This window comes from Sphingomonas sp. (assembly GCF_026460985.1).
GTDB lineage: Bacteria > Pseudomonadota > Alphaproteobacteria > Sphingomonadales > Sphingomonadaceae > Sphingomonas.
In genome coordinates, this window is the sequence record NZ_JAPKNM010000086.1 from 1 (window position 1) to 16,807 (window position 16,807).

20 protein-coding genes are annotated in these 16,807 nt (G+C 69.3%); all 20 read left to right on the forward strand.

Going from position 1 to position 16,807, the window contains the following annotated elements:
* On the forward strand, positions 1-511 hold a 511-nt coding region (locus MT490_RS14240), incomplete at its 5' end, for a spermidine synthase (protein ID WP_297388970.1).
* 4 nt (positions 512-515) lie between these two features.
* Entirely contained in the window at positions 516-998 is a 483-nt protein-coding gene (locus MT490_RS14245) for an N-acetyltransferase (protein WP_297388972.1), read from the forward strand.
* A 197-nt stretch (positions 999-1,195) separates the two neighbouring features.
* On the forward strand, positions 1,196-2,302 hold the full coding sequence (locus MT490_RS14250) for a phage portal protein (protein ID WP_297388975.1): 1,107 nt from the start codon (positions 1,196-1,198) through the stop codon (positions 2,300-2,302).
* Between the two features lie 46 nt (positions 2,303-2,348).
* Positions 2,349-2,657: a DUF6127 family protein gene (locus MT490_RS14255; RefSeq protein WP_297388978.1), complete on the forward strand. Its 309-nt coding sequence runs from the start codon at positions 2,349-2,351 to the stop codon at positions 2,655-2,657.
* Entirely contained in the window at positions 2,654-3,025 is a 372-nt protein-coding gene (locus tag MT490_RS14260; protein WP_297388981.1) for an HK97 family phage prohead protease, read from the forward strand. The genes MT490_RS14255 and MT490_RS14260 overlap by 4 nt, the downstream gene beginning before the upstream one ends.
* 648 nt (positions 3,026-3,673) lie before the next feature.
* Positions 3,674-4,732, forward strand: a complete 1,059-nt coding sequence (locus MT490_RS14265; RefSeq protein WP_297389094.1) for a phage major capsid protein — start codon at positions 3,674-3,676, stop codon at positions 4,730-4,732.
* A gap of 150 nt (positions 4,733-4,882) precedes the next feature.
* A complete protein-coding gene (locus MT490_RS14270) occupies positions 4,883-5,437 on the forward strand; it encodes a hypothetical protein (RefSeq protein WP_297388984.1) in 555 nt (184 codons plus the stop codon).
* On the forward strand, positions 5,434-5,643 hold the full coding sequence (locus MT490_RS14275) for a hypothetical protein (RefSeq protein WP_297388986.1): 210 nt from the start codon (positions 5,434-5,436) through the stop codon (positions 5,641-5,643). Before MT490_RS14270 ends, MT490_RS14275 begins: the two co-directional genes overlap by 4 nt.
* The gene (locus MT490_RS14280; protein WP_297388989.1) at positions 5,640-6,035 is read left to right on the forward strand and encodes a DUF3168 domain-containing protein; all 396 of its coding nucleotides are present in this window, start codon (positions 5,640-5,642) and stop codon (positions 6,033-6,035) included. The genes MT490_RS14275 and MT490_RS14280 overlap by 4 nt, the downstream gene beginning before the upstream one ends.
* A 95-nt stretch (positions 6,036-6,130) precedes the next feature.
* Positions 6,131-6,538, forward strand: a complete 408-nt coding sequence (locus tag MT490_RS14285; RefSeq protein WP_297388992.1) for a phage major tail protein, TP901-1 family — start codon at positions 6,131-6,133, stop codon at positions 6,536-6,538.
* On the forward strand, positions 6,535-6,876 hold the full coding sequence (locus MT490_RS14290; RefSeq protein ID WP_297388995.1) for a gene transfer agent family protein: 342 nt from the start codon (positions 6,535-6,537) through the stop codon (positions 6,874-6,876). The genes MT490_RS14285 and MT490_RS14290 overlap by 4 nt, the downstream gene beginning before the upstream one ends.
* Positions 6,876-7,217 carry a phage tail assembly chaperone gene (locus tag MT490_RS20360; protein WP_363321753.1) on the forward strand — a complete coding sequence of 114 codons (342 nt, stop codon included), beginning with the start codon at positions 6,876-6,878 and terminating at the stop codon, positions 7,215-7,217. The genes MT490_RS14290 and MT490_RS20360 overlap by 1 nt, the downstream gene beginning before the upstream one ends.
* The gene (locus MT490_RS14300) at positions 7,210-7,770 is read left to right on the forward strand and encodes a tail tape measure protein (protein WP_297388998.1); all 561 of its coding nucleotides are present in this window, start codon (positions 7,210-7,212) and stop codon (positions 7,768-7,770) included. The genes MT490_RS20360 and MT490_RS14300 overlap by 8 nt, the downstream gene beginning before the upstream one ends.
* Positions 7,771-7,913: 143 nt before the next feature.
* The gene (locus tag MT490_RS14305) at positions 7,914-10,166 is read left to right on the forward strand and encodes a DUF2460 domain-containing protein (protein WP_297389001.1); all 2,253 of its coding nucleotides are present in this window, start codon (positions 7,914-7,916) and stop codon (positions 10,164-10,166) included.
* Positions 10,163-10,969 (forward strand): DUF2163 domain-containing protein, encoded by an 807-nt coding sequence (locus MT490_RS14310; protein ID WP_297389004.1) that lies wholly within the window; start codon positions 10,163-10,165, stop codon positions 10,967-10,969. Before MT490_RS14305 ends, MT490_RS14310 begins: the two co-directional genes overlap by 4 nt.
* Positions 10,966-11,367: a peptidoglycan endopeptidase gene (locus MT490_RS14315; protein ID WP_297389007.1), complete on the forward strand. Its 402-nt coding sequence runs from the start codon at positions 10,966-10,968 to the stop codon at positions 11,365-11,367. Before MT490_RS14310 ends, MT490_RS14315 begins: the two co-directional genes overlap by 4 nt.
* A gap of 1 nt (position 11,368) precedes the next feature.
* Positions 11,369-13,525, forward strand: a complete 2,157-nt coding sequence (locus MT490_RS14320) for a phage tail protein (RefSeq protein ID WP_297389010.1) — start codon at positions 11,369-11,371, stop codon at positions 13,523-13,525.
* Positions 13,522-14,025 (forward strand): DUF2793 domain-containing protein, encoded by a 504-nt coding sequence (locus MT490_RS14325; RefSeq protein ID WP_297389013.1) that lies wholly within the window; start codon positions 13,522-13,524, stop codon positions 14,023-14,025. Before MT490_RS14320 ends, MT490_RS14325 begins: the two co-directional genes overlap by 4 nt.
* A gap of 109 nt (positions 14,026-14,134) precedes the next feature.
* On the forward strand, positions 14,135-15,265 hold the full coding sequence (locus MT490_RS14330; protein ID WP_297389016.1) for an OmpA family protein: 1,131 nt from the start codon (positions 14,135-14,137) through the stop codon (positions 15,263-15,265).
* Between the two features lie 145 nt (positions 15,266-15,410).
* Positions 15,411-16,727 (forward strand): hypothetical protein, encoded by a 1,317-nt coding sequence (locus MT490_RS14335; RefSeq protein ID WP_297389018.1) that lies wholly within the window; start codon positions 15,411-15,413, stop codon positions 16,725-16,727.
* Positions 16,728-16,807 lie beyond the last annotated feature (80 nt).

A 16,807-nucleotide genomic window follows, 5' to 3' on the forward strand; every position in this document is an offset into this window, starting at 1 on the left:
CGACCGGCTGCGGGTTTCGGCGCCGCATCTGCTGATCGGCGGCTATGGGATGGGGTTCACCTTGCGCGCGGCGCTGGCGCGGCTGGACGGCGACGCGCGGGTGACCGTGGCGGAACTGGTGCCGAAGATCATCGACTGGGCGAAGGGGCCGATGGCCGAGCTGGCGGCGGGGTGTCTCGACGACCGTCGCGTGGACGTGGTGATCGACGATGTCGGCGCGGTGATCCGGCGCGGGCGGGGCGGCTATGACGCGATCCTGCTCGACGTCGACAACGGCCCCGACGGGCTGACCCGGCCGGGCAATGACGGGCTCTATTCGGATCGCGGGCTGGCGGCCGCGCGGGCGGCGCTCCGGACCGGCGGGATATTGGCGGTGTGGTCGGCGGCGCCCGATGCCAGGTTCGCGCGGCGGCTGCGCGATGCGGGGTTCGCGGTGGAGGAAGTGGGCGTGAAGGCGCGCAGCAACGGCAAGGGGCCGCGGCACGTGATCTGGTTCGCGACGAAGCGGTAGGGACATGCAGATCAGACCAGCCACGCCGGCCGACGTGGAAGCCGTGGCGGCGATCATCCTGCCGACGATCCGCGAGGGGACGACCTATGCGCTCGACCCCGAGATGGGCGAGGCCGAGGCGCTTGGCTATTGGATGGGGGCGGACAAGGAGGTCTTCGTCGCCGAGGAAGAGGGCGTGGTGCTCGGGACCTATTATATCCGCCCCAACCAGGCGGGCGGCGGAGGGCATGTCTGCAATTGCGGATACATGACGAGCGCGGCGGCAATGGGCCGGGGCGTGGCGCGCAGCATGTGCGCGCACTCGCTCGATCACGCCCGCGCGCGCGGCTATCGCGCGATGCAGTTCAACTTCGTGGTGAGCACGAACGCGCGGGCGGTAGGGCTCTGGGAGCGGATGGGGTTCGAGATCGTCGGGCGGCTGCCGGGCGCGTTCCGGCATCCGGACGCGGGCTATGTCGACGCGCTGGTGATGTACCGGGAGGTTTAGAGTCGAATTCCCCTCCCTGAAAGGGAGGGGCAAGGGGTGGGTTTAGCAGCGGGTGAGGCTCGATGCCTCGTCCGCTGCTGCTTCACCAGGCACGAGAGAGTCTTTTGGGCGCGCAGACGCGCGCACCCACCCCCATCCCCTCCCTGCAAGCAGGGAGGGGAGCAATGAGGCCGCCGAGCGGCATCCGGGAGACAGGCATGAAATGGTTCGGACGCAAGTCCGGGCGCGAGGGCGTCCGGCTTCCCTTGGCGCGTGGCGGAAACGTGGCGGGCGTCGGCGAATGGCCGCGCAGCTACGAGGCGCAGGTGCGCGAGGGTTATTGCCACAATCCGGTGGCGCAGCGCGCGGTCAAATTGGTGAGCGAAGGCGTGGGTTCGGCACCGCTCAAGGCGAGCGACCCGGCGCTGGCGGCGCTGGCGACCGCGCGCTCGGGCGGGCAGGCGCTGATCGAGACGGTGGCGGCGCAATTGCTGCTCCACGGCAATGCCTGGGTGCAGATCCTGACCGACAGCGAAGGCCAGGTGCGCGAGCTGTTCGCGCTCAGGCCCGAGCGGGTGAGCGTGGAGGCCGATGCGGGCGGCTGGCCGGTCGCCTATCGCTACCGGGTGGGCGCGCATGTCGCCCGGCTGACGGCGGAGGATGCCGGCGGGCGGCCGGCGGTGGCGCACATCAAGGCGTTCAACCCGGTCGACGACCATTATGGGCTCGGCTGCCTCGGCGCCGCGGCGGGGGCGATCGCGATCCACAATGCCGCGACGCGCTGGAACAAGGCGCTGCTCGACAATGCCGCGCGCCCCTCGGGCGCCCTGGTCTATGACGCGGGCGACGGCGGGGTGCTGAGCGCGGACCAGTTCGCGCGGATGAAAAGCGAGCTCGAGGCCGGGTTCGCGGGCGCGGCCAATGCCGGGCGGCCGATGCTGCTCGAGGGCGGGCTCAAATGGCAGGCGATGGGAATGACCCCCGCCGACATGGACTTCGTGGGGTTGAAGGCGGCGGCGGCGCGCGAGATCGCGCTCGCCTTCGGCGTGCCGCCGATGCTGCTCGGGCTGCCGGGCGACGCGGCCTATGCCAATTACCGCGAGGCGAACCGCGCCTTGTGGCGACTTGCGATCCTGCCGGTGGCGGAGACGATCCTCGCGGGGATCGCCCAGGCGCTGAAGGGCTGGTTCGCCGACGCGTCGCTCGCGGTCGACCTCGACCGGGTGACCGCGCTGGCGGAGGACCGCGAGCGGCTGTGGCGCCAGGTGAGCGCGGCGGACTTCCTGAGCGACGACGAGAAAAGGGCGATGGTCGGGCTGACCTGACGCGCCGGCGGGCGGGCAATCCGGGCGGGGAAATCGGGAGAGTAGGATGCGTAACGAGACGGTACTCGCGCAATTGATCGAGCAGGCCAGGGAAGACGGCGCCGACACGGCGACGCTGAGGGCGATCGCCGAGGAGGCGGGCGAGCTGAGCGCGCAGCGGGCGCTGGCGCGGCTGGGGCTCGAGGATGCCAGCGCGGCGAAGGACATGGCGGAGCTGCGCGAGTTGCTGGGGGCATGGCGCGACGCCAAGCGATCGGCGCTCAAGGCGGCGTTCTCCTGGGCGGGGCGGATGCTCGCCGCGCTCGTGCTGGTGGGGCTCGCGGTCAAGCTGGGCTTTCCGGGCTGGCTGAAGTGAACGTTCGGTTCGCGGGCTATGCGGCGGTGTTCGACGTGCCCGACCGGGGCGGCGACGTGGTGCGGCGGGGGGCGTTCCGGCTGGGCGGGCCGGTGCCCCTTTTGTGGCAGCATGGCGGTGCGCCGGTCGGGACGGTCGAGCGGCTGGCGGAGGATGCGCGCGGGCTGCGCGTGATCGGCCGGATCGCGACGCCCGCGCTCGCCGAGGCGGTGGCGAAGGGCGCGGTGACCGGGCTGTCCTTCGGATACCGGGTGACCGAGGCGCGCGGCACGACGCGGCGCGAGATCCGGGCGCTGCAGCTGATCGAGGTGAGCCTGGTGGCGAGCCCGATGCAGCCGCTGGCGCGGGTGCATGCGGTGAGCATCTAGGCGGACGCGGCGCTATATATCCGGCCTGGTTACCGGGGTTATTGAAACCGAAACCGATTCAATCTATTGTTTAAACGCAATGTCGGGAGCGTGTGTGAACACCCCCAACGATGGCCCCGACCGTGGCAGCGGTCGGGGCCAAATCGTTTGGGGACGAGCTGGCAGGCTCGCCCCCTCCCGTCGAATCAAGCAAGCGCAAGCTTACTTGGAACGAGCCGTCTGAATGATCTGAACCACCAGAGCGGCAAATGCGATCATCATCATAATGATGCTGATGATCATTGTAGCAATGTCAGTAGGTATGTGAATCACCTCCTTTGGGCGGATGGTTTCGCCCCGTGGCAGACGGGACGAGCCGCCGGTTCCTATTTAACCAAAGGTACGGAGCGCGCTACCAACTTTAGAGCGCATCGCCGCGAATAGATTTCAGGAATTCGTTGAACAACCCGACAAAGGGCGGCGTCGGGAATCCGCGCTATTATTTCATATCATTTGGCCAGTGCCTGCCTGCACCACCGAACTTGGTGCGGATAGCGGCCATTCACGAAAGTAGCGGCGTCTCGCCTCTGGCGGCGCCACCTCGCCAGCCTTGGCTGGTCCCCCTCCCCGGGACGCTCTCGGGGAGGGTTTTTCATGTGGGAGACGGACATGATCGAAGTGAAGGCGGACGACCTCGAGGCGAGCTTCGAGGCGGTGGAGAAGGCGGGGCTGCCGCCGGTGCGGCCGATGCTGGCGGGCGGAAGGCCGCTGGGCAGCGCGGCGTTCGAGGGGTTCCTGCGCGCCGGCAGCGGCGGCGTCGAGACCAAGGCGATGTCGGGCGCGAGCGATACCGCGGGCGGCTATGCCGTTCCGCAAGAGATCGACGCGCGGATCGACGCGACGCTGAAGGCGGTGTCGCCGATCCGCGCGATCGCCACTGTCGTGAAGGTGGGATCGAGCGGCTATCGCAAGCTGATCGCGAGCGGCGGAATCGCTTCGGGCTGGGCCGCCGAGACGGCGACGCGACCCGAGACGGCGACGCCGACCTTCAACGAAGTCGCCCCGCCGAGCGGCGACCTCTACGCCAATCCGGCGGCGAGCCAGGCGATGCTCGACGATGCGGCCTTCGACGTCGAGGAATGGCTGGCGGTGGAGATCGCGCGCGAGTTCGCCGCGGCGGAAGGATCGGCCTTCGTCAACGGCAACGGGACGAACAAGCCCAAGGGGTTCCTCGCCGCGGCGACTTCGACCGCCCTCGACGCGAGCCGGCCGTTCGGGACGCTGCAATATCTGGCGAGCGGCGCCGCGGGGGCGTTCGCGGCCAATCCCGAGGAGAAGCTGATCGACCTGGTGCAGAGCCTGCGCGCGCCGTACCGGCAGGGCGCGAGCTGGGTGATGAACAGCACCACGCTGGCGCGGATCCGCAAGTTCAAGACCAGCGACGGCGCGTTCCTCTGGGCGCCGAGCCTCGCGGCGGGGCAGCCGGCGACCCTGCTCGGCTATCCGGTAGTCGAGGCCGAGGACATGCCCGACATCGCCGCGAACAGCCTGTCGATCGCGTTCGGCAACTTCAAGGCCGGCTATCTGATCGCCGAGCGCGGCGAGACCCAGGTGCTGCGCGATCCGTATAGCAACAAGCCGTTCGTGCACTTCTACGCGACCAAGCGCGTCGGCGGGATGGTGAGCAACTCGGAGGCGATCAAGCTGCTGAAGTTCGCGGCTTCGTAAGCAGGTCCTTCTCCCCTTGTGGGAGAAGGTGGCGCGTAGCGCCGGATGAGGGGGATTGAGACCCAGTCCCCCTCACCCTTCCCACTCGCTTCGCGAGCGGGCCCCTTCCCTCTCCCACAAGGGGAGAGGGAGTTCAGGAAGGAGATATCGATGCTTGCTCCGCCCTTTCCGGCGGCGGCGATCGCTGCCGCGCGCGATGCCGCCAAGCTTCATCTGCGGATCTCGGGCGCGGCCGAGGATGCGCTGCTCGAGCGGCATGCGGCGACTGCGCTGGCCTTGTGCGAGGCGTTCACCGGCCAGGCGCTGATCGTGCGGACGTGGGAAGCGGTGCTGCCCGCGCTCGCGAAATGGCAGCGGCTCGGCGGCGCGCCGGTCGCCGCGATCAACAGCGTCGAGGGGTTGCCGGCGGAGGGGGCGGGCTTTGCGCTCCCCGCCGGCAGCTATGCGATCGACATCGACGCGGCGAGCGAGGGCTGGGTGCGCGTGACCTCGCCCAGTGCGGCGGGGCGGGTGCGGGTGGGCTATGCCGCCGGGCTCGCCGCCGAATGGAGCGGATTGCCCGCGCCGCTGGCGCAGGGCGTGGTGCTGCTCGCCGCCCATCTGTTCGAGGCGCGGGCGAGCGGCGGAGCGCCGCCGGCGGCGGTCGCGGCGCTGTGGCGGCCGTGGCGGCGGCTGCGGCTCGAGACCGCGCGGCGATCGGCATGATGGACGGGCTCGAGGCACGGGCGCGCGACATGGGCGCGCGGGCGGCGGTGCGGGTCGCGGCGCGGCTGGCGGATGTGGCCGGCGAGGCGCTGCCCGGCGTGTCGGTGGCGGCCGAGGGCGCGCGCGTGGTGGTTTCGGGACGCGGGCTCGGGCGGCGCTGGCTGCGCGACCCCGCGTTCCGCTGGCTGGGAGGGCTGCTCCGATGAGCGCGCATCAGGTGTTGGTCGAGGCGGTCCGGGCAGTGCTCGGCGCGGGTCCGGAACTGGAGCTCAACGGGGTGTTCGATGCGCCGCCGGCGCGCGGCGTCCGGCCCTATGTGATCATCGAGGACGCGGTGCTCGTCGACTGGAGCACCAAGGACATGGCCGGCCGCGAAGGGCGGCTGGCGGTGGGGCTGTTCGAAACGGGCGAGGACCGCGTGTGGCTGCGCGCGCGCACCGACCAGATCACGAACGCGATCGCCGAACTGCCGCGCGAGCTGGGCGAGGGATGGCGGATCGTCAGCCTCGCCTTCCTGCGCAGCCGGATCGCGGGCGAGGGCTCCGGGCTGTCCATGGCGGTGATCGAGTTCCGGGTGCGGATGCTGCAGGCGAATTGAGCTTCGGCTGGCGGGTCGCTTGTGGCGGGCCCCCTCCACCAGCCTTCGGCTGGTCCCCCTCCCCGTTCCGGGGAGGATTTTAGAGGAGAAAGAATATGGCGGCGGAGAAGGGTAGCGCGTTCCTGCTCAAGGTGGGGAATGGCGGATCGCCGGTGGCGTTCACGACGGTGGCCGGGCTGCGGACCACGCAGTTGAGCGTCAACGGCGAGGCGGTGGTGATCACCTCCAAGGATTCGGGCGGGTGGCGCGAATTGCTGTCGGGCGCAGGCGTACGATCGGTGAGCGTGTCGGGCGCGGGGGTGTTCACCGGATCGGCGGCGGAAGGCCGGGTGAAGACCAATGCGCTCGCCGGGGTGATCGACGATTACCGGCTGAGCTTCGAGAGCGGCGAGACGATGACCGGGCGCTTCCTGGTGACGCGGCTCGATTATGCCGGCGATTTCAACGGGGAGCGCAGTTACACGCTCAGCCTGGAGAGCTCCGGGCCGGTGGTGAGCGCGTGAGCGTCGGCGTGGATCCTGAGGGGCTTGAAAGAGGCGCCAATCCGGCGCGTGGCGAGGCGGAATTACGCATTGCTGGCGAGACGCTGGTGCTTCGGCCGAGCTTCTCGGCTCTGGTCGCGGCGGAGGGCGAGCTGGGGCCCTTGTTCGCATTGGTCGAGCGTGCCGCGGAAGGGCGGCTGGCGCTGGGCGAGATGGTGGGGCTCTTCTGGCATTGCCTCGGTGCGCGGCCCGAGGGGCTGACGCGCGAGGGCTTTGCCGAAGCGGTGACGGCGCGCGGGCTGGCGGCGAACACGCCGGTGCTCAAGGCGCTGCTCGGGCAGATATTGGCGGGGCGGTGATGGGTGCTGAACCATTCCTCCCCGAGCTTGCTCGGGGAGGGGGACCACTCGCGGAGCGAGTGGTGGAGGGGACGGCGGTGCAACCGCCGCTGACGCGGCGGCCCCTCCACCAGCCTGCGGCTGGTCCCCCTCCCCGAGACGAGCTCGGGGAGGAATTTTCCGTCTGGGCCGTTCGGCTTGCCGGGGCGGCGGGGCTCGCTTTCGGGTGGACGCCCGAGACGTTCTGGAATGCGACGCCGGCCGAGCTGGCGGCTTTGGTGCGGGCGCTGGCGGGCGAGGCGGCGGAGCCGCTGGGCGCGGCCGAGTGCGCGCGGCTCGAGGAGTTGTTTCCCGATGGATGAAGAGATCGAACGGCTGATCGTCAGCGTGCGCGCCGACACGCGCGGCTTCGCGCGCGACGTGGCGGAGATGCGCGGGCAGATCGAGGGGCCGCTGGAAGCGGGCGCCGACCGCGCCGGGCGCGCGATCGAGGGTGCGCTGCTGCGCGCGGTGCGGACGGGCAAGTTCGGGTTCGAGGACCTGCGCAGGATGGCGCTGGCGGTGCTCGACGAAATCGCGGCGGCGGCGCTGCGCGGGGGGCTGGGCGCGCTGAGCGGCGCGGGCGGCGGCGAGGGACTGCTGGGGACGATCCTGGGGCTGTTCGGCGGGGCGCCGGGACGCGCGACCGGCGGGCCGGTGAGCCCCGGGCGGCCCTATTGGGTCGGCGAGCGCGGGCCCGAACTGTTCGTGCCGGCGAGCGCGGGCGCAGTGGCGGCGCCGATCGCGAGCGGGCCGCGCGAGGTGCGGGTGGCGATCACGGTCAATGCGGGGGCGGGCGAGGCGCCGCGGGCGCTGGCCCAGTCGAGCCGGCAAGTGGCGCGGGCGGTGAAGGCGGCGCTGGCGGAGGTGGAATAGTCCCTCTCCCATCGGGAGAGGGAGGGAGGCGCGCAGCGCCGGAAGGGTGAGGGGGAAGCGGGCGCAGTGGTGAGGTCCCCCTCACCCTTTCCACGCGCTTCGCGCGCGGGCCCCTTCCCTCTCCCACAAGGGGAGAGGGAGTTATGGCACATTGGCTGGCGTCCGAACGGCGGGGGCAAATGGAGGGCGCGATTTCGCGCTTCGATCCGCTCTACTGGACAGTCAACTTCCCGCGGCCGATGATGGCGAGCGTGGTGACGACCGCCCCCGACGCGCTGCGCGTCGACGCGGTCTTCTATCGGCAGGACGATCTGGCCGGGCTGATCTGGGAGGCCGAGGACCGGCACGACCATGTGCTGCTCGCTTATGAGACCGACCGGGACTTCCGTGGTTGCCGGCTGCGGTTCCGCTGGCGGTCGTCGGGGGTGCTGGCGCTCGATGCGGTCAACGGGCCGGTGCTGACGATCGAGGGGCGTGACGCCGCGGGCGATCCGCGCGCCTGGTACGTACGGCTGTGGAACCATGCCGAGGGCGACCCCGAGGATGCGGTGGTGACGATCGACTTCGCGGACCTCGCAGGCGGGTTCGTGCTGCCGGACGAGGCGGATCCGGTGTTCGCGGGCGACGTCGACCGGATGTTCGTGTCGCTGGTGCCCGAAGGCTATACCGAGAGCGACGCTGCGCTGGCGGCGCCGGTCGAGGCCTGGGTCGAGATCAGCGACATCGCATGCGAGGGGCCGGGATCGGTGCTCGCGATCGGCGACCTTGTGGTGCCCGAGCATGGTCTCAGGATCGCGAACGGCTATGACGATTGCTACCATCTGACGCCGGCGCGGGTGCTGCGGGGCGCGCTCCAGCTCGGCTATCGCGGGACCATCCTCCATTATGTGGGGATGAGCCATTATTTCCGGCTCGAGCCCAATTCGGGCGGTTATTATGTCAGCCTGGCCGGGGGTACGCTCAACGTGGCGTGCGCGGCGTGGCATATGGATTTCGCGCGGCGCGCCGAGGCGCTCGGCTATGAGGTGATCTGGTCGCTCTCCTACGAATTGCTCGACCAGCATTGCTGGAACGACTGGAAGCAGCGCGCGGCCGACGGATCGCCGGGGCTGACGGGATGGAGCCCGCCCTCGGCCCTGCTCTCCCCGGCGCATGCGGGGGCGATGTATTATCTGCGCGTCGTCGCGCTGGCGTTCGTGGGGATCGCGCAGGCCGCCGGGCTGGCGGTCCGGTTCCAGATCGGCGAGCCCTGGTGGTGGGTGATGCCCGACGGGCGGCTGTGCATCCATGACGACGCGGCCAAGGCGGCGCTCGGCGATCCGCCCGAGCAGAATGTGCGCGGGAGCGTCGACGCCGAAGTGCTCGACGAGGCGGGGGCGCTGCTCGCGGCGTCGACGCTGGCGCTGCGCGACGTGGTGCGCTGGGCGCCGGGGGCGGAGGTGCTGCTGCTCGCATACCTGCCGACGGTGCTCGATCCCGAGGCGCCCGAGCTCCAGCGCGCCAATTTGCCGATCGGCTGGGCGGGGCCGGCCTTCGATGTGCTCCAGCTCGAGGATTACGACTGGGCGGCGGCGGGCAATGCGGCGGCGAGCGCCAGGGGCGTCGCGCTGGCCGAGGCGCGGCTGGGCTATGCGGCGGGCGAGCAGCATTATCTCGCGGGCTTCGTGCTGAACCCCGAGGACAAGGCGCAGTGGCGGCACATCGCCGCGGCGGCCGGCCGGGGGCGGAAGCGCGGAGTCGCCGAGACCTTCGTCTGGGCGTTGCCGCAGGTGCTGCGCGACGGTTTCGTGCATTTCGAGCAGGAGGAAGAGATGGACGCGTTCGACGACGTGCTGTTCCCGCTCGCCTTGGGGCGCGAGGCCGAAGTGGCGCCGGAGGTGTCGACGGCGATCGTGACCAGCGCGGGCGGGCGCGAGAACCGCAACGCCGAATGGGCCGAGGCGCGGATGCGCTACGATGTGGGGCCGGGGGTGCGCTCCGAGGCGGACATCGCGGCGCTGATCGGCTTCTTCCGTGCGCGGATGGGGCCGGCGCGGGGATTCCGGCTGCGCGACCCGTTCGACGCGTCGGCCGAGCATGGGGTGATCGGGATCGGCGACGGCATCGAGGCGCGCTTCCAATTGGTCAAGCGCTATGGCGAAATGGCGCGGCGGATCACCCGGCCGGTGAGCGGCACGCTTCGCCTGGCGGTGGACGGCGTGGCGACCATGGGGTTCGACCTGGGGCCGGGAGGCATGGTGACGCTCGACGTGCCCCCGCCCGCAGGCGCGGTGGTGACCGCCAGCTTCGACTTCGACGTGCCGGTGCGCTTCGCCGAGGACCGGTTGACGGTCAGCCGCGCGACTTATCTGGCGGGGGCGGCGGCATCGGTGCCGCTCGTCGAGATACGCGAATGAGCTGGCTCGACGGGGAACTCACCACGCTGGCCCTGTGCTGGCGCGTCGAGCGGCGCGACGGCGTGACGATCGGCATCACCGCGCACGACCGCGACCTCGAGCTCGACGGACTGGTCTATCGCGCCGCGCCGGGGATGACGCCGAGCGCGATCAGCCGGAGCGCGAGCCTGGACGCCGACAGCATGGACGTGACGGGGGCGCTGACCAGCGCAGCGATCGGCGAGGCGGATCTGCTTGCGGGGCGCTGGGACGGCGCGCGGGTGGCGCTGTTCGCGGTCGACTGGTCCGCGCCGGGAGAGACGGTGGCCCTGGGCGAGGGGACGATCGGCGCGGTCGAGACGCGGGGCGGCATGCTAACCGCCGAACTGCGCGGGGTCTCGGCGGCGCTCGAGCAGGCGGTGGTCGAGGAGACTTCGCCCGAATGCCGCGCCGCGCTGGGCGACCGGCGCTGCCGCGTCGCGATGGCGGGGCGGCGACGGTTCGCGCGGGTAACCGGCGTGGCGGGGGCGACGGTCACGCTCGATGCAGGCGAGCCCATTGCCAATGCCTATGGCGGGGGGCGCCTCCGTTGGTTCGGGGGGGCCAATTCGGGGCTGGAGGATGCCATCGCGCGCTCCGAGGGGGCGACGGTGACGTTGCGGCGGCCGCCGCGCCTCGTGGCCGCCGGCGCGCTGGTCGAGCTGGTCGAGGGGTGCGACAAGAGCCTTGCGACCTGCGCGGGGAGGTTCGGCAACGCAGTCAATTTCCGCGGCGAGCCCTATCTGCCCGGGATCGACCTGCTGACGCGGTATCCGGGCGGATGAGCCCGGGCGCGCGCGCCGTCGCGGCGGCGCGGGCGGCATTGGGAGTGCGGTTCCGGCTTCATGGGCGCGACGTGACGGACGGGCTCGACTGCGTGGGGCTGGCGGCGCTGGCACTGCGCGCGGAGGGCTTCGAGGGGCAAGTGCCGAGCGGCTATGCGCTTCGAAGCGGCGATGCCGGGCGCACCGTTGCGGCAATCGAGGCGCTGGGCCTGGTGCCCGCCGGAGGGGCGCGGCCCGGCGACCTGCTGCTGCTGCGCGCCGGCCCCGGCCAGCTGCATTTCGCGATCCAGGCCGAGACCGGGATCATCCATGCCGACGCGGTGCGGCGGCGCGTGGTGGAGCGGCCCGATTTGCCCTGGCCGGTGATCGGCCGCTGGCGCCCGAGCGAGGGAGACTGAAATGGCGACGGTGGTGCTGATGACCGCCGGCAGCTTGATCGGCGGGCCGCTGGGCGGCGCGATCGGCGCGCTGGCCGGCAACGCGATCGACCGCGAAATCCTGAAGCCCAAGGGGCGCGAGGGCCCGCGGCTGACCGAGCTGCGCGTGCAGACATCCTCCTACGGCACGCAGATCCCCAAGATCTTCGGGACGATGCGCGTGGCGGGATCGGTGATCTGGGCGACCGACCTGATCGAGCATCGCAGCACCCAGAGCGGCGGCAAGGGGAGGCCGAGCACGACCAGTTACAGCTACACCGCCTCGTTCGCCGTGGCGCTCTCGACGCGGCCGATCCAAAGCGTGGGGCGGATCTGGGCGGACGGCAAGCTGCTGCGCGGTGCCGCGGGCGACTTCAAGGCGCGGACGGTGTTTCGCCTGCACCTCGGTTCGGAGGACCAGGCGCCCGATCCGCTGATCGCAGCTATGGAGGGAGCGGGGCTGGCGCCCGCGCATCGCGGGATCGCCTATGTCGTGTTCGAGGATCTGGAGCTGGCCGATTTCGGCAACCGCATCCCCTCGCTGAGCTTCGAAGTGATCGGCGATGCGGGGCCGCAGGCGGCGGGGGCGATCGCGCAGGCGCTCGGCGGCGCGGTGCTGGAGGCGCCCGAGGCCACGGTCCCGCTGGCAGGGTTCGCCGCCTCGGGCGCGACGGTGCGCGCAGTGATCGAGATGCTGGCGGGGGCGGCGGGCGGCTGGTTCCGCGCCGATGCGGAGAAGCTGGTGCTGCTGAGCGGCGGCGGCCCCGCACTGGCACTGGAAGATGCCGGCGCGGGCGAGGCGCGGGGCCGGCGCGACATCGCCGCCGCGGATGCCGCGCCGCGGACGCTGACGCTCGCTTATTACGAGCCGGCACGCGACTATCAGGCGGGGGTGCAGCGCGCGGTAGCGCCGGGCGCGGGGGTGCGCGAGGCGCGGATGGAACTGGCCGCGGCGATCGACGCGGCGAGCGCCAAGGGAATCGCCGAGGCCGCGCTGGCGCGGCTCGACGTCGAGCGCGAACGGCGCACCCTGGCCCTGCCCTGGCGATCGCTGGCGGTGCGGCCGGGCGAGCGCGTGACGATAGCGGGGGCGCCCGGCGTCTGGCGCGTCGACCAATGGCGGCTCGAGGGCATGGTGGTGCTGCTCGAATGCGTCGCGGTCGCGCCGGGCGCGCCCTCTGCCGCGGCGAGCGGCGGCCGCGTGCTGCCGGCGCCCGACCTGCCCCTCGGCGAGACGAGAATCCATGCGTTCGAGCTGCCCCCGCTGGGCGCGTTGGCGACCGTGCCACGGCTGGCGATCGCCGCTGCGGGGACCGGGCCGGGCTGGCGAAGCGCCGCCCTGCTCGTCAGCAGCGACGACGGCGCGACCTGGTCGGCGGCTGGTTCGACTGCGATGCCCGCCGTGCTGGGGCATGTCGTGACGCCGCCAGGCCCGGCGCCGAGCCATGTCGAGGACCGGCGGAACATGCTCGTCGTCGAGCTCGTCAACGGCGCGATGCTGCTCCACGACGCCGATCCCGCCGCGCTGGCTGCGGGCGCGAACCTGGCGATGGCGAGCGGCGAACTGCTCCAGTTCGCGCGCGCGGTGCCGCTGGGCGGGCGGCAATGGGCGCTCACCGGGCTGTGGCGCGGGCGCCGCGGCACCGAGGCCGGAATCGCGACCCACTCGGCCGGGGACCGCTTCGTCCTGCTCGATGCCGAGGCGCTGGTGACGCTGGACCTGCCGGCGGAGGCGATGGGCAAGACGATCCGGGTGCTGGCGCAGGGCGTGGGGGACGTCGAGCCCGGCGCGGCCGAGGCGATGGTCGGCGGGATCTCGGTGGTGCCGCCAAGCCCGGTCCATCTGCGCGCCACCGGACTGCCCGGCGGCGGCGCCGAGATCGCCTGGACGCGGCGCAGCAGGAGCGGCTGGGACTGGATCGACGGAATCGACGCGCCGCTCGCCGAGGAGAGCGAGCGCTACCAGGTGGAGATCGCCTGGGACGGGGGCGGCCGCGCGGCGCTTACCGAGGTGCCGGGAATCGTGCTGACGGCCGAGGAGAGGGCGGCGGCCGTGGCGGTCACCGTCCGCCAGATCGGGGCGCACGGCCTGTCGCCCCCCGCGACCTTGATCCTGCCGGCCCTGGGAGAAGACGGATGACCGACGGCGTTACTTCGCGACTCGCGCTGCCTTTGCTCCAGCCGGGGCAGGCGCAGAAGGAGATGTTCCACAATGCGGCGCTCGCGCTGCTCGACCTGAGCGTCCAGGCGGCGGCGGTCGCCGCGGCGGTCGACACCCCGCCGGCCGATCCGGGAATCGGCGAATGCTGGATCGTCGGCGCTGCGCCTACCGGCCCTTGGGCGGGGCATGCGCGGGAAATCGCGGGCTGGACCGACGCCGGCTGGCTCTTCGTGCAACCTTGCGAAGGCATGCAATTATGGCTGGGTGCGGCCCAGGGCGTGGCGCGTTTCGCGGACGGCGAATGGCGCCTCGGCGAGCTCCAGGGAAAACTATTTGTCGAGGGTATCCAAGTGGTTGGGCCGAGGAACGAGGCGATCGCGGAACCTGTGGGAGGCACGACGGTTGATGCCCAGGCGCGGATCGCGATCGTTTCGGTGCTGGAAGCATTGCGCGCACATGGTTTGATCGAGGGCGGTTGAACCTGTGACGTTGATGCAACAGTGCCGGTTTTGTGAGCTTGCGCAGAAACTTTCGTTTCGGTAGTGAGTTTGTCGCTGTCCGTAGTGACAACTTTGAAAGGGGATTAAAATGCGGAAGCTTGCCGTAACTCTGGCACTAGCAACGACCGCGCTCAGCACGCCCGCACTTGCACGCGACGATGCGTGGTACGTGGGTGTCGAGGGCGGCGCCATGCTGGTCGAAGACATCGATTGGGACGTCGGCGCTGCGATCGACAGCGTCACCGTCGACCACCGTGCCGGCTTCGACGTCGGCGGCACCGTCGGCTACGACCTCGGCCCTGTGCGCCTCGAGGCGGAAGTCGGCTATCGCGCCGCCAACGTGACCGGCCTCCGCTCGACCACCACGCTTCCGTACGTTAACGGTGCGGGCGCCACGGTGATGGCGCCGGGCGGCACCTACGACTATGCGGGCGGCCGTTCGTCGGCGCTGAGCTTCATGGTCAACGCGCTCTGGGACTTCGGTGACGACGATGGCGTCCAGGGCTTTGTCGGCCCCGGCCTCGGCGTCGCTCGCGTCAAGAACCGCCTTGCGCTCAACACCAATGGCGACGCGCTCGACGATTCGGACACGGTCGTCGCATGGCAGGCCATCGCCGGCGTGCGCGCGCCGCTGTCGGACCGGATCGACGTCTCGCTGAAGTATCGCTTCTTCAACGCACCGGGCGCCGAGCTCGTCGACGTCGCGGGCCGCAACTGGTTCGGCCGCTTCCGCTCGCACAGCATCATGGGCGGCCTGGTGTTCAACTTCGGCGCTCCCGAGCCCGAGCCCGTGGCACCGGCTCCCGAGCCGGCTCCGCCGCCCTACACCCCGCCGCCGGCCCCCGAGCCGACGCCGGAGCCCGTGCGCTGCACCCCCGGACCGTACATCGTGTTCTTCGACTGGGATAAGTCGGACATCACGCCGGAGGCCGCGAGCATCCTCGACAACGCCATCAGCAACTACCAGAACTGCGGCAACGCGCAGGTCATGCTGGCGGGCCACGCCGACCGTTCGGGTCCGGCGAGCTACAACGTGGGTCTCTCGCAGCGTCGCGCCGACTCGGTTAAGGCCTATTTCTCGGGCCGCGGCGTTCCGGAAACCGTCATCTCGACCGAAGCGTTCGGCGAAAGCCGCCCGCGCGTCGAGACCGCCGACGGCGTCCGCGAGCTGCAGAACCGCCGTGTGGAAATCATGTACGGCCCGGGTTCGGGTCAGTAAGCCACACCGGTTCTTCGGAACGGCAAGAAATCGGGGAGGTCGGGAAACCGGCCTCCCCTTTTTCTTTGGTGTTGTTATACATCGCGTGCCCACAGTTGACATCTGAGGGACTGTCTACGACCCTTCGCGCAAATCGGGAGGGGTAATGGCAAATTCAGTTAGTGCGCCCAAGCGCGCTCGTACAAAGCGCGCGGCAGGATTTGGTGCGCGTGATAAGATAGCTGAGCTATTTGCGCCCTTCCTATCGAGCAATGATGGCGCGCGTATTGCCGAGCTTACAAATGGAAAGGATGACCGCGCCGGCATCCTTGATCCGTGGCAGGACGCGTCCGTTGCACTGCTGATACCTGATGATCCCAGAAGTTTGGCGGCAATTCTAGCTGACGTGTACTTACCACCGAGATATTCTGCGATATACCATAAGCGGGATAAGAGACTTGAAGTCATCTGGACCGCATACAAGCTGGATGAGGAGCAAGAGGAGGTAAAAACTCGGAAGTTCTCGTTGAGAGTCGCAGGTAAAACGCATAAATGCGAGTTCGGTCCTTCCAGCGATACGCTCTTGACCATCGCAAAGAGTTTCACGCCTCTTCAAATGGGTACTACCAATTTCAGAAACCTTAGATCATTTCGTGAGTACAGCGAATATTCTGAGGAGGTTCGTTCGCCAGCTTACGCGACGCCTGTTTCATTTTGGATAGATAATCTTACATGGGATAACGATTCCGTCATAAAGCTGATCAGGCACATTAATTTCTATCTAAAATATTATGATGCGGCGTCTCCGGTGATAGAAATATTTCCAGAACCTATGACTGAGAGTGTGAATCCCCGTAATAGATATATCGAAGGATCATTCCCTAATCGCATATCCAGCAAGGAGCTTGAGGCAGCACTGCTCATTTTTTATTCTGCCGCGTATGCGACAACCAATCCAGCATCTAATTTCTTGAACTTTTATCGTATTATCGAGTTTGTTTCATACGGGCATATGCACGGCGCGCTGCGAGGCGAAATTCGAAAGATCTTGAACCGGCCGTCTGCAGTCGATGACGTGGAGCGCTCCTCTACGGAGATCCTATTCCTTCTTCGAGAAGCGAAGCTGGAGCGAGAACAGGATACCATCGTCCGCCTTCTGCAGGACGTGATACCTGTCGAACGCCTGTGGAACGAGATTTCTCAGAACAAGGCGTTCTTCGCCAAAAATACCTGTTTCGAAGGCGATTTGGTGATTGATGCGTTGGTAGCGGAGCGAACGGAGGTGGACACGTTCGCTCCGAAGGGGGTTGAGACATTCGCGCGGTCCATTACGCAGATTCGCAACGCCCTCGCTCATGGCAAGGACTCGAAGTCGGCAAAGGCAATCTTGCCCACTTCACGGAATTTTGAACTTTTGCGGCCATGGGTGCATTTGATAGCAGTTGCCGCCGGAGAGGTTGTTTTATACGATGGCGGTCACTAGCTTGGTTGACAACCCGTCCCGCAATGGCTTTGGTGCCACCACGCTGGGGAGAGCCTTCATGAACACTGGCGGATAATCGC